Origin of the sequence: Gordonia aichiensis NBRC 108223, from assembly GCF_000332975.1 — a bacterium.
Taxonomy (GTDB): Bacteria; Actinomycetota; Actinomycetes; order Mycobacteriales; family Mycobacteriaceae; genus Gordonia; species Gordonia aichiensis.
Map to the genome: position 1 here is coordinate 143,853 of NZ_BANR01000007.1, position 26,551 is coordinate 170,403.

The window sequence follows — 26,551 nt, forward strand, 5'->3', positions numbered from 1 at the left end:
GTCAGCTGCCCGTCGCCTTCTGGTACGCGGCGACGTCGGAATCGAGTGATTCGAGAACCGACTTCCACTCGGGTCGCCAGATCGTCACGCCGTCAACGGTCTTGGCCGGACTCGGTGACGTGGTGGGTGCGGTGACGTCGGTGCGGACCGAGACGCCGAGCGCGTCGGGACCGACCGTGGTCTGCACCTCCTTGGACAGCAGGAAGGTCAGCAGCTTCTTGGCCTGGTCCGCATGCGGTGCGCCCTTGGTGATACCCGCGTAGTAGGGCAGCGAGACCGTGGTGCGCGATCCATCGGGCATGGCGGGGAAGAAGAGATCGAACTTCGACCCGTCATCACGGATCGACGCCAGATTCATCTGCACGTCACCGTTGGCGACGAGGAGTTCGCCGTTGCTGACCTTGGGCTGCAGCTTGCCCGTCGAACTCGACGGACCGACGTTGTTCGACTGCAGCTTGGCGAGGTAGTCGAGCGCTCCCTGCTTGCCCATCAGGTGCTGCAACAGGAGCAGAACGGCGGTGCCGTCACCTGCCTGGCCTGGCGTCGAGTACTGGATCTTGCCCTTGAAGCGCGAGTCGAGCAGGTCGTTCCACGACGCGGGAGCCGGCTGTGCAGACGGGTTACGGATGAACGACAGGTAGTTGTCGACGATGGCGACATAGTTTCCGCCGGGTCCGATCGCCGACGGGTCGACGCCGGAAGTGTCGGCGCCGTTCGCGACGAGCAGCCCGTCGGCGTCGGCCTTCTGGATGAACGGGGGCAGCGTCACCAGCAGGTCGGCCTGGGGATTGGACTGCTCCTTCTGGACACGTGAGACCACCTCACCCGATCCGGCCTCCACGATGTTGACCGAGATGCCCGTCTGGTCGGTGAACTTTGCGAATTCGCTTTTGTACCAAGAGCCGAGGCCGTCGGCGGTGTAGACGGTCAGTGAGTTGCCGCCGGACGTATCCGACGATCCGGTGCCGCCGCAGGCTGCGGTCAGTGTCATCGCGGCCACCGTTGCGGCGAGAGCGATGGCCCGCGTCGACGAACGGGCGAGAGCGGAAAAGCGCATGAGGGAACCCCTTGTGGAGTGGCGTGTGAACAGGATGTGCAGTGCTGCGCCGATGCAGCACAGCGGAGATAGGTGGATGGCGTGTCGCCCGGAGGTGTCGGGCCGGTGATCAGTTGAGGAATAGTGCTGCGGCAGCTCTGATGTCGGGTACGACGTCGGTCGTTCCCGCGCCGCGGAGGGTGCCTTCGTCATGTGCTCCGGTGAGCACACCCGCGACGATTCCCGCACCGGCGCGTACTCCGCTGGTGATGTCGTTGGCGGTGTCGCCGAGGACCGCGACCTCACGGACGTCGTTGACACGCAGGGTGATCAGCGCGGAGAGGATCATGTCGGGATACGGGCGTCCGCGCAGAGTGTCCGACGGCGCGACGATGAGGTCGGCGATGTCGTGCCAGCCCAGTGAATCGATCAGCAGCTTCTGGGTTGCCGCGCTGAATCCGGTCGTCAGCGCCACCTTGATTCCGGCGTCGCGCAGCGCCGTGATGGCCTCGGCAGCACCGTCGATGGGGCGCACACCACCGTCGATGATTGCGGCGTCGTATGCCTTCTCGAAGGCTGTGTTCGCGGCCTGCGCACGCGCCTCGTCACCGTCGACGAGGTGACGGAAGACGACGATCTTCGACTGCCCCATCGTGTCGACGACGTAGCGTCGGATCTCGTCGTGGTCGGGGCCCTCGGTGGGGAGGCCGACAGCTGCGGCGGCGGCATCGAATGCGGCCAGTACTGTACCGCCATCAGCCACGGTCGTACCGGCCATGTCGAGTGCTGCGAGCGTGATCTGGTTGTCGGACAAGGTTTTCTCCTTCGAGAAGTCGATGGTGCCGGGTCAGAGGTTGAGGAGGTCTGCGGTCTGTTCGCCGATCGCCGGGCCGAGTGTCATCCCGCGGCCGCCGGGGCCGGTGACAGCCCACACGCCGGGTGCGACCTGCTCGCGATACACCAGGTGCGAGGAGTCGAGGCACTGCGAGTACACGCCCGCCCATCGTCGAGCGATGGGGGGCAGCGACCGACCGAGCAGGTTTTCGACGACGCCAATGAGGTGCTGGTAGGGATCCTCGGTGACGTCGAACCCGAAGACGTCGGCGTCGTCGCCGTCGACGGTCCGGTCGTAGACATGGGTATCGCCGATGGTGAGGCCGCCGTCGAGTCGTTGTACGCAGAGCAACTGCATGTGATGGGTTGCTGCCACCGGTGTTTGGGGCTGTACGGCACCGAGGTGGTCGAGTGCGTTACCGGCGAAGGCGGGGTAGTAGCGGAAGCTGTCGCCGTCGGCGATGGCTGTGGTGAGCTTCTCGTCGAGCGGGGCGGTCTGCATCATCTGCAGTCGTACGCGCCGCACCGGCGGTTCGGCGCCGACCAGCTCGCGCAGCAGTCCCGCATGCGCCGCGCCGGGACAGACGATCGCCTGATCTCCGTGGTGGACAACGCCTCGGTCGTCGGTGACCCGTACCGACCCGGACGTCGAGTCGACGGCCCGTACCTCGCGTCCCCCGACGAACTCGAAACGTCCGGTGGCGGCGAGGAAGGCGCGCAGTGCCGGCAATGCAACTCGGGATTCGACGGCTCCGTCACGCCCGCAGTGCAGCCCTGCGACGTAGGTGCCGCGCAGCGCGGGATTGAGTGCGCGGACCGCGGCGGGATCGAGGAGCGTGAACTCGCGCTCCGTCGAATCTGTCCGTGCCACAGTCTCTTCCGCCACGGCCAACTCGGCTTCGGTGCGCACCAGGGTGATCGAGCCGCACGGCCGGAACCCGATTCCCGGGACGTCGGTGCCGATCTTCTCCCAGAGGTCTCGTGAGCGTTGTGCCGCGGCGAGCTCGCCGGGGGAGCGGCCGGAGACCCAGACGAGACCGAAATTGCGGACCGTGGCGCCGCGCGCTTCACGCTCCCGTTCGATGAGGACCACCTCGTGCCCCCGCTCGATGGCTGCAAGTGCATGAGATGTGCCGAGGATTCCGCCTCCGACGATGATCAACTTCATGCAGACCAGTCTGACTCATTGGTCTAGACCAAACAGCGACGATTCTGAGAACACTGGGTTAACTTTTGGTCTAGACCGGATTGGGTAGCATGAATCGCATGCAGACACGCGCGCACGAGCTCGACGACGTTCAGCCCAAATATCTTCGCGTGCGTGCCGAACTCGAGAGCGTGCTGGCCGACCTCGAGGAGGGCGACGCGATGCCCTCCGAACGTGTGTTGTCCGAGCGCTTCTCGGTTGCCAGGGAGACCGTGCGTCAGGCATTGCAGGAACTGCTTGTCGAAGGGCGCATCGAACGACGCGGCCGGGGCACCGTGGTGTCGGCACCGAAGATGGTGCAACCGCTGTCGCTGAAGTCCTATACCGAAGGTGCGCGGCAGTTCGGTCGGGTGCCCAGCCGTATCAGAATCGACTTCGACGACGTCGTGGCCGACGACTCGGTCTGTGCCGGTTTGGGACTGGCACCGGGGTCGACCGTGATGCACCTCGAACGGGTGCTGCTCGCCGACGGGCAGCGGCTCGGACTGGAGAGCACGTTCCTGCCCAAGGAACGGTTCGGGCACTTCTACGAGACCTTCGACCCGGAGACATCGCTGTACACGGCGATCCGTGCCGAGGGGGTGACATTCGCCAGTGCGGAAGAGCGCATCGAGACAGCGCTTCCCAGTCCACGCCAGGCGCGGCTGTTGGAGACGACCACCGCCATGCCGATGCTGTTGCTGCGCAGAAGATCTCTCGATCAGCACGGCGACCCGGTCGAGGTGGTCTGGTCGCTGTTCCGCGGTGACCGCATCGCATTTCAGGCGACATTGCGGGAGTGATCGCGACCGACCCGCTCGGCACGTGCGTCCTCAGCGGGGTACCCGCAACGTCAGTGCGACAACCAGCCTTGTCGCCGGATCATCGAGGTCGATGCCGGTGAGTTCGTGCACCCGGCGGATGCGGTAACGCAGTGTGTTCGGGTGGACGTGCAGGGCGTCGGCCGCGGCCCGCACGTCGCCGAAATGGTCGAGATAGGCGCGCAATGATTTCGTCAGGTCGCTGCCGGACTCCTCGTCGCGCTGCGCGAGGTCGAGAACGCGCGCGTCGATCAATTCGGGATTGTCCTCGATCAGTGCCACGATCTCGCCGAGCAGTACTCCCGTCGTCGACGCGGCGACCGTTGTGACGGGTTCGATCAGATCCGATTCCCGTTGCGCAGCATCGAGAACACGATCGCCTTGGGTCCGGAGAGCGTGTACCGACGCGAGGCCCGCATCGGGACCCGCGACGACGGCCCGTGCGTCGACGCCGAACTGTCGGCGGGCCGCGGCAACCGCAGAGCCCGCCCACGCCACAGTCGGCTCCTGCTCGGCGTCGGGAAGAACCACGTAGGCGCGCGGGCCGAGTGTCGTCGTCACCGACAGGGGACTGAATGCGCTGGCGTGCAACGTCAATGCCGACACCATCGCGGGCGTCGGTCCTGTCCCGAAGGCTTTCGACCATCCTGTTCCGGAGGCATTCGACGAATCGCTGTTCAATCCACCGAACGCCACCACGTGCATGTCCGCGTCAGGCCTCATCCCCAGCTGCGTGCCCAGAAACGTCGCGTCGATCGTGTCGCCCCGCGCGCCGAGCAGCCTGCGCACCAGGTCGTCGTGTCCGCTGCCCGCGCTACGGCGTCGCGCGATGATCCGGGCGGCGACCGCGGCCGCACCGCGGAGGATGTCGGAAGTATTGTCGGCAAAGGGTTCTCGCCCCTGCTGTAACCAGATCGCCCCCAGGAACTCGCCGCTGCCGTCCCCGTGCGGGGTGCGGATCGAGATGGCCAGGCGGGGTCGCAAACCCAGCTCGTGGCGTTCGGCGACCGGCACGGGTGCGTCGGTGGTGCGCAGAGCGTCGAGCACGCCCCACTGGCGCAGCCAGGCGAGCATCTCCGCGGGCCCCTCGCGCCCGAGTATCGACAGTCGGCGTAGTTCGTCGGCTTCGTCGCCCGCGCTGCTGTAGGCCAGGACGTGTGAGCGCGCGTCCTCGATGCTCACCAGGCCACCGGTGCGGCGGGCCACTTCTCCGGCGAGTTCGAAAAGATCGCCGATGCTGCCCGCCTGCATCGATTCGGCGCCGGGAGCAGCCGCAGCCGCGTCGAGCACGCGCAGGACCAATCGGTAGATGCGTTCCCATCGGGCGTGCGGATCGACGTCGATGACGGCGACCGAGAGTTCGTCGAGCCGCGAGACAACCTCGGGTGGAGGGGATTTGAGCATCACGGCGACCGGCAACCGCACTCCGGGCTTGTCGAGCCATACGACGACATCGGCGGGGTCGACGCCGACCATCAGGAACAGGTCGGCGTCGCGTGCCGAGGCATGCGGCGGAAGGTGTAGATCATCGGGATCGATGAGGGCGACAGAGCTGATCGTGACGTCGAGGCCGCGCGGTGCCGCGGCCAGCGACGCCAGGGTTGCATCGAGTGCGAGCAATAGCCGACCCACACCGACTCCAGGCTCGTCCATGTGGACAAAGATACCGCTCGGTTCTGGCCGATCGGCTCGAGAAAGTGCGTGTGAACGCACGTGTGCCCGCCGGGACCGGGTCCTGGCGGGCACACGCGAGCTCTCTCGGGTCAGAGGATGGTCAGCATCTCGTTGTAGGTCGGAAGCGGCCACAGATCGTCGGCGACGACGCTCTCGAGCGCGTCCGACACCTCTCGCACGCCGGTCATCGCGGGGATCAGCGAGCCGAGCGCGTACTCCGACTCCGCCTCGACGGTGTCGCCGTGGAAGCCGTCGATGGCCGCCTCGAGCGCGTCCATCGCGGCGTTGAGTTCGCTCACCTTGCCGGTCATGGTGGCCAGCACCGGGGTCTCCATGTCGATTCCGGCGGCCTTGAGGCTTGCCGCGGTGCTCGCCAGTTCCCCCATGTAGCGGGTGGCTGCGGGCAGGATCATCGTCTTGGCGATCTCGAGGGTCTCCTTCGCCTCGACGAGGAGTGCCAGCGAATACTGTTCGAGCACAACCTCTTTACGGGCTTCGAGCTCGCGCTCGGACAGGATGCCGTACTTGCTGAACACCTCCTTGATCTCCGGAAGGTCGTACTGTGCCATCGCGTCGACGGTGGTGCGCAGGTTGAGCAGTCCGCGCGACTCCGCCTCCTCCTGCCATTCGTCGGAGTAGCCGTTGCCATTGAAGACCACCTTGCCGTGCTCGGTGATGATCTCCTCGAGGAGCTTCTGGACGGCGCCGTGGAATTCGGTGCCCGCCTCCTTCTCCTTCTCGAGGAAGTCGGCGACGTACTCGAGCGAATCGGCGAGCATCGCGTTGATCGCGATCATCGGATCGGCGATCGACTGGTTGGAACCGGGCGCGCGGAACTCGAATCGGTTGCCGGTGAACGCAAACGGGCTGGTGCGGTTGCGATCGCCGGCGTCGGCCTTGAACGGCGGGAGGGTGTCGACGCCGAGTTCGATGACGCCCGTCGACTTGCTCTCCTTCGCGCCGCCCTTGGCGATCTGGTCGAAGATGTCGGCGAGCTGTTCGCCGAGGAAGATCGAGATGATCGCCGGGGGAGCCTCGTTCGCTCCGAGACGGTGGTCGTTCGACGCCGAGGCGATCGAGGCGCGCAACAGTCCGCCGAACTTGTGTACGCCGCGGATGATCGCTGCACAGAACACCAGGAACTGCTCGTTCTCGTGCGGGGTGTCGCCGGGGTTGAGCAGGTTGCCCTGGTTCGAGTTGCCCATCGAGAAGTTGACGTGCTTGCCCGAGCCGTTGACGCCTGCGAACGGCTTCTCGTGTAGGAGTGCGACCATGCCGTAGCGCTCGGCGACCTTCTTGATCGTCGTCATCATGAGTTGCTGGTGGTCGTGGGCGATGTTGGAACGCTCGAAGACCGGGGCGATCTCGAACTGACCGGGCGCGACCTCGTTGTGTCGTGTCTTGGCCGGGATGGCCTGCTTGAACAGCTCGCGATCGAGCTCGATCATGAATGCGAGCACGCGGTCGGGGATGGCGCCGAAGTAGTGGTCGTCGAACTCCTGCCCCTTGGACGGCTTGGCGCCGAAGAGCGTGCGGTTCGTCGTCATGAGGTCGGGGCGGGCGAAGTAGAAGTGGCGGTCGATCAGGAAGTACTCCTGCTCGGGGCCCGCGTAGGAGACGACGGTGTCGACGTCCTCGTGGCCGAACAGTTTCAGCACGCGCATCGCCTGCTTGCTCATCGCCTGTTGGCTGCGCAGCAGCGGCACCTTCTTGTCGAGGGCCTCGCCGGTCCACGAGATGAAGATCGTCGGGATGCACAGGGTGTTGCCGTTTGGGTTCTCCAGAATGTACGCCGGGCTGGTCACATCCCACCCGGTGTAGCCGCGGGCCTCGAAGGTGCCGCGCAGGCCGCCGTTGGGGAAGCTCGACGCGTCGGGCTCACCCTGCAACAGCGTCTTGCCCGCGAACTCGGCGAGCGAGCCGTCCGCGCCGTCGGGTTCGAGGAACGAGTCGTGCTTCTCCGCGGTGAAGCCGGTCAACGGATAGAAGACGTGCGCGTAGTGCGACGCCCCCTTCTCGATGGCCCAGTCCTTCATCGCGGCGGCGACGTAGTCGGCGAGGGTCGGGTCGAGTGGAACGCCCTTGTCGATGGTTGCTGCGACAGCCTTGAAGACGTGCTTGGGCAGGCGCGTCTTCATCGCCGAGAGCGTGAAGACATTGCGGCCGAAGGTGTCTGCCAGGGGCTCGGGGAAGCCGTCGCATTCCATCTCGTATGTGGTCACGGCCTCGATGGCCTGACGGCGGGACATGCTGCCACTCATACATAAACTCCTGGGTCGGCTCTCCGGTTGCGACGCGTCTGCGTCCGCCGTGGCCGGGTGGCCCCGAAGAGTGAGTGTCGTTGATCAAGCGATACGACGCTAAGAGCACGACGTACCCAGGTCATTGCCTTCGTGTGACGCCCGTGAAAACACGCTTCACACTGGTGCGAACTCCGGTGGGCTGCTAGCTACGCGAACGATACCCGGCGGTGCTCGACTCGGGTGCTGCATCGTCGTGGGCAGTGGATTCGGCCGATACCGGTACGGTCGCTACGCGCTCGGGTGCGCTGTGTAGCGTTGCCATCTCGTGTCCGCGGATCGTCAGTGCCGCCACCACGATTCCGACGACGATGCCGATGGCGGTGTCGAGAACTCGGTCGACTGCCGCTTCGGGACTCAGGCCCGCGCTGAGTCCGGTCAGCAGCAGGGCCATCGGTGTCACGGCCAGCGAGCAGAGGGCGTAGTTGACGGTCGACAGGATCTCCGCGAGCACCTGGAAGATGATGATGCCCGCGACCGCGCCCCAGTAGCCGAGCGGGATCGAGAGCAGGAGTCCGGCGATCAGCGCGCCGCCGAGGTTGCCGAGCAGTCGCTGTACGCCGCGTCGGACGGTGAGGTGATACTCGACGCCCTGCATCGCCGCCACTGCGCCCATCGCTGCCCACATCGGATGGTCGAGGTGCACCGCGACGGCGATGACCGCGGCGATCGTCGCGGCAACGGCGATGCGGAATGCGGTGAGGGCGAGATGGCGGCGGTTGGCCGGTGAATGTCCTCCCGCGAGGCTGACCCACAGTGATTCACGTCGTGCGGTGACCGAAGTCGACGACGAACCCGTACGCGTGCCGCGTAGGAGCGCCATAGCTGTGTTGGCCAGCCACGGGGCCAGCGCGATGACGATTCCGATCACCGCTCCGATGACCGAGGCCAGGACTGCGCGGCCGATATCGGCGGGGCTGTGGGCGAAGCCTGCGGCGCCGGTTGCTGCAAACACAAAGATCACTGCGCCCGGGCCGACGATGCGCAACGCCGACACGAAGTAGCAGGCGATCCCGGCCAGCAGTGCGGTGACGATGATCTCGACGACGATCGAATTCGCGTAGACGCCCATCGTCGAGCCCAGTGCGATTGCCGCGGTGATTCCGACCGCGAGGGCGACGAGTCGCGGAGCACGGACGGGGTAGGGGTCTGGGCGGCAGAAGGCCGACACGAGCGCGCCGAGCGCGGCAAGTCCTGCGAGATCTCGCTGGCCGAGCAGCGCGCCAACGACGAGGACCACGCCCACGGCCACGCCCACGCGGAGCGGCGCCGCCACCCCGGCACGGCTGAAGTCGACCCGCAATGCCTCGCGCCAGGTCGTCGGTGTCACGGCGTGCTGCAGGGCTGCGCCGCTGGTTCGGATGTAGGGGGTGACGAGAGAGCGCTGCATGCCAATACTTTAACACTATTTTAGTAGTGAAATAGTTTCGCGCGATGGTTATCATCGTCACGTGAACAGCAGCGCCGACGCCCGGCCGGGTCGCGACCTGGTCGACAGGATCGAGGCCGAGTGGGCGCAGTCGTATCCCGACCTCGACGTCGCGCCGATCGGGATTCTCGGCCGTATCCAGCGGATAGCGACGGTGTCGAATCATCGTCTCGACCGAAAACTCGAGGCGCACGGCATCGGGCGGTCGGAGTTCGACGTCCTGGGTGCGCTGGCCAGGTCCGGCCGCCCGCTTCGTGCCAGCGAGGTGGTGTCGACGACGATGCTGAGCGGGGCGTCGATCACCAAGATCAGTGAGACGCTCTCGCGTCGCGGACTGATCGCGCGGCGCAGGTCCGAGCGCGACGGGCGCGTGGTGCTGCTCGAGCTCACCGATGCGGGCAGGGAGTTGGTCGACGCCGAGCTACCCAACCGACTCGCAGATGACGCCGACGTTGTCGCGCCGCTGAGCGCGCAGGAGCGCTCTGTGCTCGTCGACCTGCTCCGTCGCATCTCGATGGATCTCGGGGACTGATCGCGGGCACCTGGCGTGCGAGCACTCCCGGTCACTTACCCCGGGCGCTGACGTCGACACCGGGTAATGGAACATTGACCGTAGTTGCGTCCACCGCCGTATGGCGGAACAACACGAGGAGTGCAGATGCCCGGGGTCAGCCACACGGCCACCATCGACGTGCCACGTCAGACCGTCTTCGACTACGTGAACACCTACGCCAACGTGCCGCAGTACATGTTCGGGATCACCCGGTTCGATCCCGTGACCGAGCACACGTCGGGGCTCGGTGCCACGTTCGCTGCCGAGATGAACGTCGGTCCGAAGACGTTGAAGTCCACCGTGGAAACCCAGGAGTGGGTCGAGGGCGAGCTGATCAGGCTCGTCTCCGTCGACGGTTTCCCGGCGAACACCACCTGGCGCTTCGCCGACACGGAGGGTGGCACCGAGGTGCAGGTCGAGTTCGAATACAAGCTGCCCGGCGGACTCGGCGGCCGCGCGCTCGGGGCCATCCTGGAGCCGTTCGTCGGGCAGGCGATCAAGCAGACCGACGGCAATCTGCGGTCGCAGCTCACCTGAGCTCGAGTTGCGTGGGATCCTCGGGGGCGTTTCTGCACCCCTGGATCCCACACAACTGAGCGTCCGTTCAGAGTTGTGGCACCCCGGCGTCGATGAGGTCGCGCACCACCTCTTCGGGCTCCGTGCGCAACTCGACGGCGGTGCACCGGAGTTCACGCCGACTCGGTGCGGCCAACCTCCGCTGGCGACGCAGATCGCTCTCCCACGACGTGTGGGTGCGATGAAAGGCCCCGTCGACCTCGAGCACCAGCGTCGATCCGTCTGGTAGATCCCATTCGGCGTCGGTGTACCTTGTCCGGCCCGTGCTGTCGGAGCGACGGCGCTGACGCACCGGCGGCTGCAACGAGAAGTCGCGGCATGTCCGGACGAGGTCGATCTCGGCCATCGACTCGGACCCGCCCGCGATGTCGTCGAGGAATCCGCGCAGCAGAGGCTTGTGACGAAGTCGCGGGAGCTTGTCGCACCACGCGAGCAGCGACTCCGCTGTGCTCAACCGTTGCTGCACGACCGCGGCGACGAGACCTCCGGCCGAACGTGACGATCGATGCTCGCCCCACGATCCCGCGGCGAGCGCGGAAGCGAGCGTGAGGGCTGCGGGCTCGACCCGCAACGTCTCTGTCCCCGCACGTTCCACCGACAGCGCGGTCAGGTCATGGCGCGTACGGACGTAGGTGATTCCCTCCGGCGGGGTCCGGGCACTGCGATCACCCGCCCCCACGAAGAACACGACAGGCCCCTCGGCCCAGCCCTTCAGGCCGTGCGCCTCCAGCGCCGCGCGACCCGCGAGAGACGTCGGACCACACGAATACAGTGCACCGATTCGAATGCGTTGGAGCTCCGTCGGGGCTCCCGGTGCGAGCATCACGACTCTCGGACCGAGAGCCTGCCACTCACCGAGCGCTATCCGTCGCCGCACGGACCGCTTGTCCACTCCCGCAGCCGCGAGCTGCGCGCGTGTGACGATATTCTCCTGCCGCCGCGCAAGCGCGACCCACCCCTTGCCTGACTGCACCGCTTCAGGATGTCGGAACCAAGAAGGGTCGTCGAAAATCCATCCACAGGCTCAGTTGCGTGGGATCCTCGGGGGCATTTCTGCACCTCTGGATCCCACGCAACACGGTCGAACCGCCTGTGAGAATCGGGCGTGATCTCTCAGGCTGTGTCGGGCTCAGCTCTCAGGGTCTGTTCATGTCGAAATGTCCCTTCCTGCGTGGTCGTGGAACCACCTGGGAGTTCGTATGTGATGAGCCTCACGTCGGTGACTTCTGTTGATGTGCAGTACTTTTCGTAGTTCCTCGCTCTCAGTTCACTCTGTTCGCCGCGGTAACGACTGAACTTGATCGTTCGATCAACTCTTCGTGGTCCGCGTTGCCTGGTGCGTGGATTCTCGGTGTTGAAACCAGGTTCGAGGAGTGATGTAGGTGGGAGCTTCGCGCCGTGGGTGGCCGGGGTCAACGCTGAGACGTATCGGACGTCGGCTGGGTGTGTCGGCAGTTGCGGTCATGACCATCGGTGGTGTCATCGCGGTCGGGGAGGGTACGGCGCACGCGGCGCCTGCGGCTCAGACGTGGTGGGTCAACTCGTGCGGTATGCCCACGCAGAGTCCAGGGGGGCCTGCGGGGACGGTGAAGGTGCGCGCGTGGACGCGTCCGCAGAACAAGAAGACCGTCGTCCTGCTCGACGGCCTGCGCGCGACCAACGATGTCAGCGGCTGGGAGCACAACACCAACGTCGCGAAGCTCGCCGACCACGGCGTCAACGTCGTGCAGCCGGTCGGGGGTTACATGAGCTTCTACACCGACTGGAATGCGCCCGACAACTTCAGCAACCAGGGCTACACCTACAAGTGGGGCTGCGTGATCAACAGGAGTCTGGTCGCGGCGATGGATCAGCGTGGATTGCGCGGTCCCTCAGGGCATTACGCCATCATGGGGCTGTCGATGAGTGGCAGCTCCGCGTTGATCACTGCGGCCAACAATCACCGCGACTTCGACGCGGCGGGCTCGCTATCGGGTCTGCTCAACCTGTCGGCGCCCGGCATGCGGGAGGCGATCCGCGCTGCCATGATCTTCCCGATGCTCGACGGCGGCACACCGGCGATGAACGTCGACGCGATGTGGGGTCCGCCGTGGAGTACCCGATGGCTCGACAACGATCCCTTTGTCCAGGTGAACAAGCTTCGCGGGATTCGCACCTTCATCTACACCGGCAGTGGGATTCCCGGTTACACCGCGACTCCGCAGGCGTTGCTGGCCAACCCGGCGTTGATATTGCAGGGCGCCCCGCTCGAACTGCTGTCGTCGGCGCTGACGCATGTCTTCGACGTCCAGACCATGGTCAACCGCGTGCCGACGATGACCGATTTCCCGGTCCAGGGTCTCCACGACTGGCCGTACTGGCAGGACGCCGTGTGGAACGCACTGAACAGGGGGTTCTTCCGTGTCTGAGCAACATCGTGCCCGCCGTCATCGTGTATCCGCGGCGATGCTGGGGCTGGCCTGCGCCGGTCTGATGGCCGCTTGCGGAACCGACGACAGCGCCGCCTCCGGCGACAGCTCGGCCGTGGCGGCGTCGAGTTCAGCGGCGTCGAGTTCAGCGGCGTCGAGCTCGGTGGCGAAGTCTGCGAGTCCGTCGAGCGTGTCCACGACGCCCGCGGCCCCGGAGCCGAGCGCACCACCGCAGGCGACGCGGCCGGCCGAACTGCCCACGGATGGGTCGGTGGAGTCCGTCGCACCTCCGCAGCCTGCGCAGCAGTCCGCGTTCGAGCGGAAGCTGAGGGAAGGTGGTCTGGAGATCGACCCGAGCGCCGCGGCATCACTGGGCGACGCGGTCTGCCGAGTAGGGGAGAGTAGCGGCCGCGAGAACGCGAAGAAGTACGCCGCTGCGCTCCTGCAGGCCCAACTACACAGGGCTGCGACCGACAAGGAAGTGGCCGTGTTCGTCGACGCGTCGACGTCGCTCTGCTGAGGAGACAGGCGCGTCACACCAACCGGAGGGCAGCAGGGTGATCACAGTGCCCCAGGCAGGATTCGAACCTGCGACCCTTCCTTTAGGAGAGGAATGCTCTATCCCCTGAGCTACTGAGGCGACGTGTGGAGTCTACGACAGCGCGCCACCGCAATGGCAATGCACCTCGCGCCGCGGTCGGCCGGGGTGCATTGCCGTGTTGTTTCGACGATTCGGGGTCGCCCGCTTCGGCGCGATCGCGCGGGCAGGCGATACGGTGAAGTCGTGACCACAGCATCCTCTCCGCTCACCGTCCTCGTCACCGGCGCCACCAGTGGCATCGGCGAAGAGGTCGCCCGGCAGTTCGCATCGGCCGGCCATCGTGTGTACGGGACCAGCCGCCACCCCGACAGCGTGGCCGACCCCGTAGCCGGGGTGACATACGTCCGGCTCGACAATGCCGACTACGACAGTGCCGCCGAGTGTGCACGCGAGGTGGGCGACGTCGACATCCTGATCAACAATGCGGGCGAATCGCAGGCGGGTGCGCTCGAGGACACCCCCATCACTGCTGTCGAGGATCTGTTCCGTGTCAACGTATTCGGACCCATCGCGCTGACCAAGGCCGTGCTCCCAGGGATGCGCCAACGGCGCCGGGGAACCGTGGTCATGGTCGGATCGATGCTGTCGAGTTTTCCCGTCGCATTCCGATCGAACTATGCGGCAACGAAATCAGCCCTCAAGGCGTTCGCCTTCGCCACCCGCCGCGAGGTCGCACCCTATGGAATTCGCATGATCAGCGTGGAGCCGGGCACCATCGCGACCGGAATCGGTGACCGGCGCAGCATCTACATCGGCGACGACTCGCCCTACCGTGCCGAGTACGAGACGCTCGCCGCCGCGACCCGGCACAACGAGGACGAGGGCATCTCGGGCTCGGAGATGGCGCGGGTGATCGTCGACGCCGCACTGGCAGAACATCCGAAGCCGTTCTACGCCGAGGGAAACTCTGCTGGACTGGTGTTCGCGCTGCGTCGGCTGCTGCCGCGCCAGTTCATCCTCGACATGACAGCGCGCAAACACGGACTGCGACGTGTGAAGATCTGAGTCGACGATGCGAATAGCGTTGCGGGTCATCGGAATCGGCCCCGGCGATCCTCGGCAGATCACGCTGCAGGCGATCGAGGCCATGGCCGACGTTGACGTTTTCGTCGCGCTGGAGAAAGGCACTGCCAAGACCGGACTCCTCGATGCACGCAAGGACATCCTTGCGCGCCATGCCGATTCATCACACCGACTCATCGAGCTCGCCGACCCGCCACGTGACCGCAACCCCGTCGACTACGACGCCGAGGTCCGCCGCTGGCACGCCGCCCGCGCGGACCTCATAGCGACCGCGCTGCGCGACGAGCTCCCCGACGGAGGAGTCGCGGCGTTTCTCGTCTGGGGCGATCCCGCGCTCTACGACAGCACGTTGCGCATCGTCGACGACCTGTCGGAGCGGTCCGATCTCACACTCGACGTCGAGGTCATCCCAGGTGTGACGAGTGCCAGCGCGCTGACCGCCGCGCACCGGATCGTCGCCAACAGGATCGGCGAACCGATCCACATCACCACGGGGCGTCGACTCGCCGACACCCCCGCGGGCGCCGACGCCAATCAGATTGTCATGCTCGACGCCGACCTCGCGTTCCGTGCCACCGCCGATCCCGACGACCACATCTGGTGGGGCGCCTACCTCGGTACTCCCGACGAGATCCTGATCAGCGGTCGGGTGGGCGAGGTGGGCGAGCAGATCGCCGCCGAACGCGCTGCTGCCCGTGCACGGATCGGCTGGATCATGGACATCTACCTGCTCCGCAAGGGTCGCTGAGCGCGCTGTCCCGGCGCAGTGCGCATCACGCTGATGCTCACATCACGCTCGTGCAGAGTTCACCAGACGAGGGCGAGTGCACCGAGCAGGTCGTCGGCGATCTCGGAGCGGCAGATCACGAAGTCGGGCATGTACGGGTGCGGTCGGTTGTAGACGATGGGCGAGCCGTCGAGCCGGCTGCAGTGCAGGCCTGCGGCGAGTGCGACGCCGACCGGCGCACAGTTGTCCCATTCGTACTGGCCGCCGGAGTGCACGTAGGCGTCGACGTCGCCGCGGACCACGGCCATCGCCTTGGCGCCCGCGGAGCCGATCTCGACCGGCGCCAGCCCCAGCGCACGCGATACGACGGCGACCTCATAGGTGCCGCCCCACCGCGATATCGCCATCCGGCCCGATAGCGGCCCGGTTGTCCGCTCGACGGTGTCGGTGCGGAACAGTTCGCCGGTTGCGGGCAGGGACACAGCGGCTGCGGTTGGTGCGCCGCCCTCGGTGAGTGCGACGTGTACGGCCCAGTCGGAGGTTCCCGACGCGAACTCACGGGTGCCGTCGAGCGGATCGATGATCCAGACGCGGTCGGCGCTGGCGCGGTCGCCCACGTCGTCGGCTTCCTCCGAGAGGACGGCGTCGGAACCGCGGTGGCGTCGCAGGACCTGCGCGATCCACGCCTGTGCCATCGCATCGCCGACGTCGCCGAGCTGCCGACCGGCCAGTAGCTGACCCGAGCGCACGCCGACGAGGATCTCGCCTGCCCCGTCCGCGATCCGAGCAGCGAGCTCGGCGTCGGAATGTGCGGAGATCATCCGTTTACTAGAGCACACTGGAGGTATGCCCGAACTGCCCGAGGTCGCCGCCATCGCCGACTACGTCGACGATCACGCGGCAGGATTTCCGATCCGACGCATCGACGTCGCCTCCCTGTCGGTGCTCAAGACCGCAGATCCGCCCTACACCGCGTTGGTCGGGCGCATCGTCGACTCGGCCACCCGGATCGGCAAGTACCTGGTGATCACCACCATCCCCGGAAGCGCAGAACAGGTCGACGAGCCGACGATCAGCCTGGTCATCCACCTCTCACGCGCCGGGTGGCTGCGATGGAGCGAGGACCTCTCGCCACGTCCGCTGCGCCCCGGCGGCAAGAGTCCGATCGCGCTGCGGGTGCACTGCGGTCTTCCCGGCGAGGGGTTCGATGTCACCGAGGCGGGTACCCAGAAGCGGCTGGCGGTGTGGGTGGTCCGTGATGTCGCCGACGTCGATCGCATCGCCTCACTCGGCCCGGATGCGATGGTGGTGAGCCGTGACGAGCTCGCCGGGATTCTGCACGGCACCTCGGGGCGGATCAAGAACGTGCTCACCGATCAACGGGTCATCGCCGGGATCGGCAACGCCTACTCCGACGAGATCCTGCACACCGCGAAGCTCTCGCCGTTCGCGTCGTCGAAGTCGTTGTCCGACGGCCAGCTCGACACCCTCTACGACGCGATGCGCGGCGTGCTGACCGACGCCACCGAACGCCTCGAAGGTCTCGGGGTGGCAAAACTGAAGTCGGAGAAGCGAACCGGTCTGCGGGTGCACGCGCGTACGGGCATGCCGTGTCCGGTCTGCGGCGACACGATCCGCGAAGTGAGTTTCACCGACCGTTCATTCCAGTACTGCCCGACGTGTCAGACCGGTGGAAAGGTACTCGCCGACCGCCGGATGTCGCGGCTGCTCAAGTGACGGAGGCAACCGGGTGCGCGCAGTCGGCGCTGGTGGAAACACTGCGCGCGGCGGGATGTGTGTTCGCGGAGGAAGAGGCCGCAATACTGCTCGACGCCGCGCGAGATCGCGGACATCTCGCCGAGATGACTGCCCGACGATGCGCCGGTGAGCCGCTCGAGCATGTGGTCGGCGCGGTTCGGTTCGGTGCTGTGGACCTGTCCGTGGGACCCGGCGTGTTCATTCCTCGACAGCGATCGCTGTCGCTCGCGGACGTCGCAGTGGAGGCGGTGCGCGTCCGCAGTGGCGAGCAACCCGTTGTGGTCGAGGCGTATTGCGGCGTCGCGCCGATTGCGGCGTCGGTGGCGGCCGCGGTGAGGCAGTGCCGACTCCACGTCGTCGATGTCGATGCGACAGCGCTGGAGTACGCGCGCCGAAACCTGCCCACCGACGCGGTGATCCATCGCGGCGACGGATTGTCGGCGCTGCCGCGGCACCTACTCGGCACGATCGACGTGATCGCGGCCGTGCCGCCGTATGTCCCCGACGGCGCTGCGGGCCTGCTGCCCCACGAGACAGACCATGAGCCGACAAGGGCGCTGCTGGCCGGTGCTGACGGCCTCGACCACGCCCGACGGCTCGTCGCCGAAGCGCCGGACTGGCTCGCCGACGACGGAGCGCTGCTGATGGAGCTGAACGTGACACAGGCCGAGCAACTGCTCGCGCCGACGAGCGGCGGAATCTGGTGCGACGCGCACAGCGTCGTGGGAGACGACGCGCAGACCGCAGTGGTGCTGCTGACTCGTCGCTCCCGTGTCTCGGGGTAGGTTGTCGGGCGTGACGACCCGACAGAAGATCCTGATCACCGGTGCGAGCTCGGGGCTCGGCGAAGGCATGGCGCGAGAGTTCGCTGCACAGGGCCGCGCGCTCGGCCTCGCTGCCCGCAGACTCGATCGCCTCGAGACGCTCGCAGACGAATTGCGCCCGAGCGCGGCCCACGTGGCCGTGAGTCCGCTCGACGTCACCGATGTCGACGCGGTTCCCGTCGTCTTCGGCAAGCTCCGTGACGAGCTTGGTGGACTCGATCGCGTGATTGTCAACGCGGGGCTGGGCAAGGGCGCACCCCTCGGTACGGGCAAGGCCCACGCCAACATCGAGACGGTGCAGACCAATCTGGTCGGCGCGCTGGCGCAGGCCGAGGCCGCGTTGGAGATTTTCCGCGCGCAGAACCATGGCCACCTGGTCCTGGTCAGCTCGATCAGCGGTATCCGTGGTCTGCCGAAGGCGCAGACGGCGTACTCGGCGTCGAAGGCCGGTGTGACGGCGATAGGGCAGGGGCTGCAGGCAGAGTTCGCGAACTCGCCGATCACGGTGTCGGTGATCGCGCCCGGCTACATTGAGACCGACATCAACCGTGGGGTGAAGACCTCACTGATGGCGGATACACGGTCGGGGGTCGCCGCGATGGTCAAGGCCATCGAGGCGGAGAAGTCGTACGCGCCGGTTCCGCCGTGGCCGTGGGTGCCGATCGCGGCAGCGTTGAGGTACTTACCCGGATTCCTGACCCGCCGGATGATCTGACCGGGGCCCCTCAACGGGTTCGACCGGCTTATTGCGGGACACCCTCAGCCTGCAGGAGCGGGAGCAGGCGAACTGCTGGCGGGCTCGGCCGGGTTACGCCACACGACAGGTGACGCCTTGTAGTTGAGCGCGTCGTCGCCGGTCGTGTCGGCCCAGTAGATGACCGACGAGAGCTTCTGGCCCTCATCGGCGTAGGCGACGAGACACGTGGCGTAGGAGTCGCCGCGACGCATGGTCTCGGGAGGCTTCGGATTGGCGCAGTCGGCGAGTGAAGTCGACGGCGGCATCGTCAGCGCGGCGGTGCGACCGTCCGCGGATCCCGCGAATCCGAGAACTCCGGGCGCAGGCGCAGGCCGCGCCGCCAGCGACGTCACCGTGACGTAGACGAAGTAGGCTGTGCCACCGCGTGTCTGCGCGCTGGGTACGTCTTTGCCCTGCGTGATGCCGGTGACGGTGTACATCGCCGTCGACCCCGCGGCGCGGAAGGCGTCCGCGGGAAGCACCGCGGAGGCGCCGAAATCGAGTGCGGTTCCCGGTACGGTCCGTGCCTGCTGACCCGGCGGTACGGTCACCGCGGCCGAACGGGGGACCGACGTGGCGCTCTCGCCCGTGCCCGCGGAGTCCGACGAGCATGCCGCGACTCCGAGTAGTCCCGCGACAGCGGCCAGCGTCGCCCCGAGGCGTAGCGGCGATACGGTAGTTCTCACGTGCGTAAGGTAGCCGATGTGGGTACCACACAGGGCCAAGTGGTCGCCAATGGCGCGTTCTCGCTCTTCTCTCGCCGACGCTCCGACGAGGTGAGTGAGCTGCTCGAGTCGATCTTCGGCCGCGAGGACATCACCGCTGTAGGCGCCGATTGGCGCGGGATCGTCTACTTCACTCTCGACGATGACGACGAACTCGCCCCCGACACCGTTGTCGGATTCGACCCGTCGAGCGGGGCGTCGGGACCACTGGCGACGCTCGACGACGTGCGCGCGGCAGTCCGTGACGGCGAGATCGCCGACGCCGTCGATGTCACGGGGTTCGATGCCTGGCGTACCGCGACGGGCACACGCGACCTCGCGATGGGCGACTGCGTGCCGCCGCGGGTCCTCGAGTTCCTCGGTGGCGACGCAACCGATCGAGCCGACGAGCCGCAGGACCTCATCACCTACGTCGCTGTCGCGGCTGCGCTGATGGGTCGCCTCGAGGCGCTCGGCGTCCAACCGGGCGACGAGATCCCTCCCGAGGTGTTCGACGACGACCGCTGGGGCTGACTCAGGCCTTGCGTCCGCGCTCGGCGCGGTACCAGCGGACCAGGGCGTCCGTCGACGAATCCCCTTGCTGTGCAGGGGATTGCACGTCGGTGATGACACCGAGAAGTTCCTTGGCCTGGGTTTTACCGAGTTCGACGCCCCACTGGTCGAACGAGTTGATTCCCCACAGCGTGCCCTCGACGAAGACCTGGTGCTCGTAGAGCGCGATCAGCTGGCCGATCACCGACGGCGTCAGTTCGGGTGCGAGGATCGACGTCGACGGACGGTTGCCCGGCATCACCTTGTGCGGCACCACCTTTTCCTTGACGCCCTCGGCCTCGATCTCCTCGGCGGTCTTGCCGAATGCCAGTACCTTGGTCTGCGCGAAGTAGTTGCTCATCAGCAGGTCGTGCATGGAGCCGGTGCCGTCCGAGGTGGGGAGGTCGTCGGTCGGATTGGCGAACCCGATGAAATCGGCGGGCACCATCCGTGTCCCCTGGTGGAGCAGCTGGTAGAAGGCGTGCTGGCCGTTGGTTCCCGGCTCGCCCCAGAAGATCTCTCCGGTGTCGGTTGTCACGTGCTCGCCGTCGGCCTTCACCGATTTGCCGTTGGACTCCATGGTCAACTGCTGCAGGTAGGCCGCGAATCGTGCCATGTCGTTGGAATAGGGGAGCACCACTCGCGATTGTGCATCCCAGAAGTTCGAGTACCAGAATCCGATCAAGGCCAGGAGAACCGGTGCGTTGCTCTCCAGTGGCTGGGTGCGGAAGTGTGTGTCGACGGTGTGGAATCCGGCGAGGAACTCGGCGAAACGTTCCTTGCCGATCGCGGCCATCACCGACAACCCGATGGCCGAGTCGACCGAGTAGCGTCCACCGACCCAATCCCAGAAGCCGAACATGTTGACCGGGTCGATCCCGAAGTCCGACACAGCCTGTGCATTGGTGCTGACGGCGGCGAAATGCTTGGCGACGGCGTCCGCGCCGGCACCGAGCTTGTCAAGGAGCCACCGCTTGGCGGCTGCCGCGTTGGTCAGTGTCTCCAGCGTCGTGAAGGTCTTCGACGCCACGATGAACAGGGTCTGCTCGGCGTCGAGGTCGGCGAGGGTCGCCACCATGTCGGCCGGGTCGACGTTGGACACGAAGTGGCAGCGGATGTCGGTGTCGACGTAGTGGCGCAGCGAGCCGTAGACCATGACCGGCCCGAGGTCGGAACCGCCGATGCCGATGTTGACGACGTCGGTGATGGGTTTTCCGGTGTGGCCCTTCCATTCTCCGCTGCGGAGCTTGTCTGTGAAGGCGCCCATCGCGTCGAGGACCTCGTGGACGTCGTGCACCACGTCCTGACCGTCGACGACGAGCTGGGCGTCGGACGGCAGTCGGAGCGCGGTGTGCAGCACGGCACGGTCTTCGGACGTGTTGATGTGCACGCCCGCGAACATGTCGTCGCGGTGCTGTTCGAGATCTGCCTCGCGGGCGAGCGAGACGAGCAACTCGATCGTCTCGGAGTCGATGCGGTGTTTGGAGTAGTCGATGTGCAGATCGCCGACGTCGATGGTGAGGTCGCTGCCACGGGAGGGGTTGTCGGCGAACAGTTCACGGAGATGGCGCGCGGCGAGACGCGGCTGATGAGCCGCCAATGCCTGCCAGGATTGAGTCGCTGTGATGTCCTTGCCGCTGCTGACGTCGGTGCCCATGTACTCACACTATGTGCTCACGGGCCCGCGCGGGTCGCGATGAGACGCCGACTGACGTCTCGTTACCGACGGTTCACCATGACAACGTGTGCGCTCCTTCGCTCAGCGGCCCAGTGGCCCCCTGCCGAGGCGGAGCAGCAACATGGCCAGCGTGTGTCCCTCTTGCCCGAGAGCGGCGAAGCGGTCGATGACCTTGACCTCACGGGAATGCACGAGGCGCGGGCCGCCCGAGGCCATCCGGGTCGCGCCCACCTTCTTCGACACCGCGGTCCTGCGCTTGATCGCGGCCAGGATGATGGCGTCGAGGCGATCGATCTCGAGCCGCAGGTCGTCGATCTCGTCGGACAGGTCGTCGATGGAGGGGTCGAGGCGGTAGTACTCGAGGTCGATCGTCTCCTCGAACGGCACCGGAGCAGCCGAGGACGACTCGGATGTCGGTGCAGGGTTCTGATCGTTGCTCGCATCGCTCACCGGGGTGATTTTGCCACGCGCCACCCGCGACGGTTCTACTAGATCCCATGCCGAGCAGCCCGACGGTGACGTCGCAGTCACCCACCTCCGACGAGCCGCACCCGCGAGGTGCGCTCGCAGGCCGGATCGGTTCGCTCACGGTCGTGACGGCGATCGTGCTGATCGTCGCGCACCTGGTGGTCCGGGCGTGGCTGGTGGCCACCGGCAACTTCTACTGGGACGATCTCGTCCTCATCGGGCGGGCATCGACAGTTCCGGTGTGGTCGTGGGAGTACCTCGGTCACAGCCACGACGGTCACTTCATGCCTGCTGCGTTCCTTGTCGCAGGTCTCTCCACGCTCGCGGCACCGGTCAACTGGGTGGTTCCCGCGATCACGCTGGTGATCCTCCAGGGACTCGCGTCGCTGTCGGTGTGGCGGATGATCCGCGTGGTGCTGGGAACAGCCGGTCAGCGGGTGGGGCTGCGTCGGCCCGCGATCGAGGTGGGTGCGCTGACCGCCCTTGCGTTCTATCTGTTCACCCCGCTGACGGTGCCCGCATACATCTGGTGGGCCGCGGGTCTCAACTCGCTGCCGATGCAGGCGGCGATGGCGTGGATCGTCGCCGACGCCGTGCTGCTGTGCACCGGACGTGTCCCCGCCTCGTCACGCAGGCTCGTCGTGATCAGGTCGACGGTGATCTTCGTGGTGGCACTGGCGTTCTTCGAGAAGTCGCTGTTCATCCTGCCCGTGGCCTTCATCGCCGCCGTGCTGGTCGCGCGCTTCGACGGCACCGCAAAGCCTGACGTGGGCACCGGGAAGGTCGACGGCGACACCGAGAGGCTCGACGAGGGGGCCGGCCTAACTGCCGATGGCGCCAGGGAACCGGCCGTCCCGCGAACGCCGTTGGTCGTCGCGTTCGTACGCGGTCGCGCACTGTGGACGCCGCTGGCAGTGGTCTTCGTGGTGTGGGTGATCCTCTACTTCTCGGTCTCGGATGCCACGGCGGGGACGCACTCGCTGTCGCAGACCGCGCAACTGGTGTGGCGCTCGATCAACAAAGCAGTCATCCCCTCGCTGGTCGGCGGGCCGTGGGAGTGGGAGCGCTGGGTGCCAAGCCCGCCGATGGGATTCCCGTCGATCTGGATGATCGTCGCAGGCTGGGTCGTGGTCGCCGGGTTCGCCATCTGGGCGATCCGGACGCGGGTCGGCGCGCTCGGAGTCCTCGTGGCGGTCGGTCTGTACGTGGTGGTCGTGCAGATCCCGCCCATGTGGAACCGCTCGAGCGCCAACACCGCTCTCGAGCTCGCGCAGACGATGCGCTACCTGCCCGACGCCGCGCTCGTCATGGCTCTGGCCTTTGTACTGCTGGTGGCGTCACCGACGCGGGAAATGACGCGGGCGCGTGCGGTCGACACTGCGGGCGCACGACATGCGCGCGAGGCGGGAGCGTCGCCGCTCCTGCTCGCCGGGGTGATGGCCGTGGCGTTTGCCGTCGCGTCGTCGATCATCTCCACCGCGGCGTACTCGACGTCGTGGAGCGACGACCCGACCGGCGCCTACCTCGCCAACGCCAAGCGGGCGCTGGCTGCGAACAAGGACACGACGATGTTCGATCAGGCGCTGCCGCTCGAGGTGCTTCTGCCGGTGGCCTACCCCGAGAACCAGATCAGCCATACGTTCGGCAGGCTCCGGGATCGTCCCGAGTTCGGCGACCACACCGACCGTCTCGTCGTCCTCGACAACTCGGGCAATGCGACACCCGGCGCGGTGACCCCGCGTCGATCGATCGCCGCCGGACGCGGTTCCTGCGCGCGACCGGAACTCGACGCTCCGCGTCGCCTGCGGCTCGACGGTCCGCTGATCCAGTGGCGGTGGACGATCGCACTGGGGTACTGTGCGAATTCGGCTGGGCAGGTGCGCCTTTCGCTCGACGGTGGGGCGCCGGTCACGGTGCCGGTCACCGCGGGGCTGCACGTCGTGTATGTGCAGCTCGACGGTCACGGGACCGAACTCGACGTCCGGCCGCTGACTCCGGGGCTCGCGCTGCACACGGGGGCCGGGCGTGTGGGCGAGGTCGTCGACGCACGTCTCCTCGGCGGCTGAGGTGTCGGTGGCTCCGGGTAACCTGGACTCTCGATGACTAGTTCTACCCGCCCCACTCCTCACGCCGGTAGCCGCAGCCCCGTGGCCGGCGCCCCGGCAGCACGCCCCGACGACGCGACCGCGCGCCTGCTGGCAGGCCTCAACCCGCAGCAGCGCGCCGCTGTGTTGCACAGCGGATCACCGCTGCTCATCGTCGCGGGCGCGGGGTCGGGCAAGACCGCGGTGCTCACGCGCCGCATCGCCTACCTACTCGCCGAGCGCGACGTCGCGCCCGGCCAGGTGCTTGCGATCACCTTCACCAACAAGGCCGCGGCCGAGATGCGTGAGCGCGTGATCGGTCTGGTGGGCCCGCGGGCCAACTTCATGTGGATCTCCACGTTCCACTCGACGTGTGTGCGCATCCTGCGTGCCCAGTCGGCGCTTCTGGAGGGCCGCAACTCCAACTTCTCGATCTACGACGCCGACGACTCCAAGCGGCTGCTCGGCATGATCATCAAAGATCTCGACCTCGACCCGAAGAAGTTCGCCCCGCGCGGCGTCTCCGTGGTCATCTCGAACTACAAGAACGAACTGGTCACGCCCGACGAGGCGATCGCCGCGACGGCCGAGGGCGATCCCACCGAGCAGGCGATCGCGACGATCTACGCGGAGTACCAACGCAGACTGCGCACCGCGAACGCCTTCGACTTCGACGACCTGATCGGTGAGACCGTCGGACTACTCAAGCGGCACCCCGAGGTCGCCGAGTACTACCGTCGACGCTTCCGTCACGTCCTCGTCGACGAGTACCAGGACACCAACCATGCGCAGTACGTGCTGGTCCGTGAACTCGTACTCGGCAGCGGATCCGACGACGCCGCCGAGGAGCAGGGGGCACCAGGGGCCGGCAGGCAGACCGTCGAGCCGTCGGAGTTGTGCGTCGTCGGTGATGCGGATCAGTCGATCTACGCCTTCCGAGGCGCGACGATCCGCAACATCGAGGAGTTCGAGCGCGACTTCCCGAACGCCGAAACCATTCTGCTCGAACAGAATTACCGTTCGACGCAAACCATTCTGTCCGCGGCGAATGCGGTGATCGCACGTAACCCGAACCGTCGGGAGAAGCGACTGTGGACCGATTCCGGTGATGGCGAACTGATCGTCGGGTACGTCTCGGATTCCGATCGTGACGAGTCGATGTTCATCGGCACCGAGATCGAGCGGCTCACCGACCACACGATCGGCGGGGTGTCGGAGTCGTACAAGTACTCCGACATCGCCGTGTTCTACCGCACCAACACCGGTTCGCGACCGATCGAAGAAGTCTTCGTGCGGCACGGGATTCCGTACAAGGTGGTCGGCGGGACCAGGTTCTATGAGCGGAAGGAGGTCCGCGACGTCGTGGCCTATCTGCGCACCGTCGCCAACCCCGACGACTCGGTGAGCCTGCGCCGCATCCTCAACACCCCGCGACGCGGGATCGGCGACCGCGCCGAGGCGTGCGTCGCGGTACATGCCGAGAACACCGGTGCCAGCTTCTACCAAGCGCTGCTCGACGGCGCCGAGGGTAAGGTGCCGTTGCTCAATTCGCGTGCGGTCAAACAGATCAGCGGGTTCGTCGAGCTGATCGAGGGCTTGCGGCGCGACTTCCTGACCACCTTCGGGCAGGCCGACGATGAGGCGGCCGACGTCGCGACGGTCTCCGACGCGACGGAGGAGGGTGCCGATATCGGCGAGCTGGTGGCAGCAATCATCGATCGCAGCGGCTACCGCGCCGAACTGGAGGGCTCCAGCGACCCGCAGGACGCCGCGCGACTCGACAACCTCAACGAACTGATCTCCGTCGCAGCCGAATTCAGCATGGAGGCGGCTGCCGCGGATGAGGTCGACGACGACGTCGACATCGACGAGGAGGCGGGCGGCACCGACGGCGAACCCGAGCCCGGATCGCTCGCGGCGTTCCTCGAAAAGGTTGCGCTCGTCGCCGACGCCGACCAGGTGCCCGACGAGGGTGACGGCGTCGTCACTCTGATGACCCTGCACACCGCCAAAGGACTGGAGTTCCCGGTCGTCTTCGTGACCGGTTGGGAGGACGGGCATTTCCCGCACATGCGTGCGCTCGGCGATCCCGCCGAGTTGAGCGAGGAGCGTCGACTCGCGTATGTGGGTATCACGCGCGCCAAGGAGCGGCTCTACCTGACCCGGTCGATGACGCGTGCCTCGTGGGGGCAACCTGTCTCGAACCCCGAATCACGCTTCCTGCAAGAGATTCCGCAGCACCTGATCGATTGGCGACGTACCGAGCCGAAGCGTGGCGTGCGCGGATTCGGTTCCAGCGGAGGCGTTTTCGGACGTTCAGACGGCGGATCGTCGCGCACGCTTGGCCGCTCGCAGTACTCGACCGATCCCAATCGCGGTCGCAACAAGCAGATCCATCTCGACGTGGGCGATCGGCACAACCATCCCAAGTACGGCATGGGAAAGGTCGTCGGCAAAGAGGGGAGCGGTGCCACCGAACGCGTGGTCATCGACTACGGCGGCAACACCGGGCGCGTCACGCTGCTGACGGCAGGCGGGATTCCCGGAGAGAAACTCTGATCTATTCGGGCGTGCGCTGT

At 66.6% G+C, this 26,551-nt stretch carries 25 protein-coding genes and 1 tRNA gene; 13 read left to right on the top strand and 13 right to left on the bottom strand.

From position 1 onward, the window contains the following. Position 1: 1 nt before the first annotated feature. The 3 genes from GOACH_RS10865 to GOACH_RS10875 all read right to left on the bottom strand — a co-directional run bounded on the left by GOACH_RS10865 (position 2) and on the right by GOACH_RS10875 (position 3,038). A complete protein-coding gene (locus tag GOACH_RS10865) occupies positions 2-1,057 on the bottom strand; it encodes a 2-aminoethylphosphonate ABC transporter substrate-binding protein (protein ID WP_040518364.1) in 1,056 nt (351 codons plus the stop codon). A 109-nt stretch (positions 1,058-1,166) separates the two neighbouring features. Beyond that, a complete protein-coding gene (locus tag GOACH_RS10870) occupies positions 1,167-1,850 on the bottom strand; it encodes a phosphonatase-like hydrolase (protein ID WP_005174477.1) in 684 nt (227 codons plus the stop codon). A gap of 33 nt (positions 1,851-1,883) precedes the next feature. Continuing rightward, positions 1,884-3,038, bottom strand: coding sequence for a TIGR03364 family FAD-dependent oxidoreductase (locus GOACH_RS10875; RefSeq protein ID WP_005174479.1), 1,155 nt, complete (start codon positions 3,036-3,038; stop codon positions 1,884-1,886). Between the two features lie 98 nt (positions 3,039-3,136). Here GOACH_RS10875 and GOACH_RS10880 point away from each other — a divergent pair, with 98 nt between their 5' ends. Beyond that, positions 3,137-3,859 (top strand): GntR family transcriptional regulator, encoded by a 723-nt coding sequence (locus tag GOACH_RS10880; protein ID WP_005174481.1) that lies wholly within the window; start codon positions 3,137-3,139, stop codon positions 3,857-3,859. Positions 3,860-3,889: 30 nt separating this feature from the next. Here the strand turns inward: GOACH_RS10880 and GOACH_RS10885 are convergent, their stop codons facing one another. From GOACH_RS10885 to GOACH_RS10895, 3 genes are all read right to left on the bottom strand, one after another. Continuing rightward, the gene (locus tag GOACH_RS10885) at positions 3,890-5,530 is read right to left on the bottom strand and encodes a PucR family transcriptional regulator (RefSeq protein ID WP_040518366.1); all 1,641 of its coding nucleotides are present in this window, start codon (positions 5,528-5,530) and stop codon (positions 3,890-3,892) included. A 110-nt stretch (positions 5,531-5,640) separates the two neighbouring features. Then, complete coding sequence (locus GOACH_RS10890) at positions 5,641-7,812, bottom strand: glutamine synthetase III family protein (RefSeq protein WP_005174485.1); 2,172 nt, start codon at positions 7,810-7,812, stop codon at positions 5,641-5,643. 184 nt (positions 7,813-7,996) lie between these two features. After that, the gene (locus GOACH_RS10895; RefSeq protein WP_005174487.1) at positions 7,997-9,241 is read right to left on the bottom strand and encodes an FUSC family protein; all 1,245 of its coding nucleotides are present in this window, start codon (positions 9,239-9,241) and stop codon (positions 7,997-7,999) included. A 61-nt stretch (positions 9,242-9,302) separates the two neighbouring features. On the opposite strand from GOACH_RS10895, the gene GOACH_RS10900 reads away from it, so the two are divergent. Continuing rightward, positions 9,303-9,812, top strand: a complete 510-nt coding sequence (locus tag GOACH_RS10900) for a MarR family winged helix-turn-helix transcriptional regulator (RefSeq protein WP_005174488.1) — start codon at positions 9,303-9,305, stop codon at positions 9,810-9,812. A gap of 126 nt (positions 9,813-9,938) precedes the next feature. Beyond that, positions 9,939-10,370, top strand: a complete 432-nt coding sequence (locus tag GOACH_RS10905; RefSeq protein ID WP_005174489.1) for an SRPBCC family protein — start codon at positions 9,939-9,941, stop codon at positions 10,368-10,370. Between the two features lie 67 nt (positions 10,371-10,437). Here the strand turns inward: GOACH_RS10905 and GOACH_RS10910 are convergent, their stop codons facing one another. Further along, on the bottom strand, positions 10,438-11,382 hold the full coding sequence (locus tag GOACH_RS10910; protein ID WP_005174490.1) for a putative endonuclease domain-containing protein: 945 nt from the start codon (positions 11,380-11,382) through the stop codon (positions 10,438-10,440). A gap of 490 nt (positions 11,383-11,872) precedes the next feature. On the opposite strand from GOACH_RS10910, the gene GOACH_RS10915 reads away from it, so the two are divergent. Next, positions 11,873-12,817, top strand: a complete 945-nt coding sequence (locus tag GOACH_RS10915; protein ID WP_005174497.1) for an alpha/beta hydrolase — start codon at positions 11,873-11,875, stop codon at positions 12,815-12,817. A gap of 18 nt (positions 12,818-12,835) precedes the next feature. Here GOACH_RS10915 and GOACH_RS23990 read toward each other — a convergent pair whose 3' ends face one another. Continuing rightward, positions 12,836-13,078: a hypothetical protein gene (locus GOACH_RS23990; protein ID WP_005174498.1), complete on the bottom strand. Its 243-nt coding sequence runs from the start codon at positions 13,076-13,078 to the stop codon at positions 12,836-12,838. A 10-nt stretch (positions 13,079-13,088) separates the two neighbouring features. Between GOACH_RS23990 and GOACH_RS10925 the strand changes: the two genes are divergently transcribed. Next, positions 13,089-13,337, top strand: coding sequence for a hypothetical protein (locus GOACH_RS10925; protein ID WP_005174499.1), 249 nt, complete (start codon positions 13,089-13,091; stop codon positions 13,335-13,337). 47 nt (positions 13,338-13,384) lie between these two features. Here the strand turns inward: GOACH_RS10925 and GOACH_RS10930 are convergent. Further along, positions 13,385-13,457 (bottom strand) — tRNA-Arg (locus tag GOACH_RS10930). Positions 13,458-13,601: 144 nt separating this feature from the next. Here GOACH_RS10930 and GOACH_RS10935 point away from each other — a divergent pair. Then, on the top strand, positions 13,602-14,423 hold the full coding sequence (locus GOACH_RS10935; protein WP_005174500.1) for an SDR family oxidoreductase: 822 nt from the start codon (positions 13,602-13,604) through the stop codon (positions 14,421-14,423). A gap of 7 nt (positions 14,424-14,430) precedes the next feature. After that, a complete protein-coding gene (cobF, locus tag GOACH_RS10940; protein WP_040518368.1) occupies positions 14,431-15,189 on the top strand; it encodes a precorrin-6A synthase (deacetylating) in 759 nt (252 codons plus the stop codon). Between the two features lie 59 nt (positions 15,190-15,248). On the opposite strand, the gene GOACH_RS10945 is transcribed toward cobF, so the two are convergent. Then, the gene (locus GOACH_RS10945; RefSeq protein ID WP_005174504.1) at positions 15,249-15,989 is read right to left on the bottom strand and encodes a 3'(2'),5'-bisphosphate nucleotidase CysQ; all 741 of its coding nucleotides are present in this window, start codon (positions 15,987-15,989) and stop codon (positions 15,249-15,251) included. Positions 15,990-16,014: 25 nt separating this feature from the next. Here GOACH_RS10945 and GOACH_RS10950 point away from each other — a divergent pair, with 25 nt between their 5' ends. From GOACH_RS10950 to GOACH_RS10960, 3 genes are read left to right on the top strand one after another with little or no spacing between them, the layout of a single operon-like run. Further along, complete coding sequence (locus GOACH_RS10950; RefSeq protein ID WP_005174505.1) at positions 16,015-16,905, top strand: DNA-formamidopyrimidine glycosylase family protein; 891 nt, start codon at positions 16,015-16,017, stop codon at positions 16,903-16,905. Continuing rightward, positions 16,902-17,711 (top strand): class I SAM-dependent methyltransferase, encoded by an 810-nt coding sequence (locus GOACH_RS10955; RefSeq protein ID WP_005174507.1) that lies wholly within the window; start codon positions 16,902-16,904, stop codon positions 17,709-17,711. Before GOACH_RS10950 ends, GOACH_RS10955 begins: the two co-directional genes overlap by 4 nt. 10 nt (positions 17,712-17,721) lie before the next feature. Next, positions 17,722-18,465 carry an SDR family oxidoreductase gene (locus GOACH_RS10960; RefSeq protein ID WP_005174509.1) on the top strand — a complete coding sequence of 248 codons (744 nt, stop codon included), beginning with the start codon at positions 17,722-17,724 and terminating at the stop codon, positions 18,463-18,465. Between the two features lie 44 nt (positions 18,466-18,509). Here GOACH_RS10960 and GOACH_RS10965 read toward each other — a convergent pair whose 3' ends face one another. Continuing rightward, positions 18,510-19,172 (bottom strand): hypothetical protein, encoded by a 663-nt coding sequence (locus GOACH_RS10965; RefSeq protein ID WP_005174511.1) that lies wholly within the window; start codon positions 19,170-19,172, stop codon positions 18,510-18,512. An 18-nt stretch (positions 19,173-19,190) separates the two neighbouring features. On the opposite strand from GOACH_RS10965, the gene GOACH_RS10970 reads away from it, so the two are divergent. Next, positions 19,191-19,724 (top strand): hypothetical protein, encoded by a 534-nt coding sequence (locus GOACH_RS10970; protein ID WP_005174512.1) that lies wholly within the window; start codon positions 19,191-19,193, stop codon positions 19,722-19,724. A 1-nt stretch (position 19,725) separates the two neighbouring features. On the opposite strand, the gene pgi is transcribed toward GOACH_RS10970, so the two are convergent. Together pgi and GOACH_RS10980 are read right to left on the bottom strand one after the other, a co-directional pair. Continuing rightward, a complete protein-coding gene (gene pgi, locus GOACH_RS10975; protein ID WP_005174514.1) occupies positions 19,726-21,399 on the bottom strand; it encodes a glucose-6-phosphate isomerase in 1,674 nt (557 codons plus the stop codon). Positions 21,400-21,501: 102 nt separating this feature from the next. Further along, a complete protein-coding gene (locus GOACH_RS10980; RefSeq protein ID WP_373279085.1) occupies positions 21,502-21,870 on the bottom strand; it encodes a chorismate mutase in 369 nt (122 codons plus the stop codon). Positions 21,871-21,917: 47 nt separating this feature from the next. Between GOACH_RS10980 and GOACH_RS10985 the strand changes: the two genes are divergently transcribed. Beyond that, positions 21,918-23,954, top strand: coding sequence for a hypothetical protein (locus GOACH_RS10985; protein ID WP_245551875.1), 2,037 nt, complete (start codon positions 21,918-21,920; stop codon positions 23,952-23,954). Positions 23,955-23,987: 33 nt separating this feature from the next. Continuing rightward, complete coding sequence (locus tag GOACH_RS10990) at positions 23,988-26,531, top strand: UvrD-helicase domain-containing protein (protein ID WP_005174520.1); 2,544 nt, start codon at positions 23,988-23,990, stop codon at positions 26,529-26,531. The last annotated feature ends 20 nt before the right edge of the window (positions 26,532-26,551 follow it).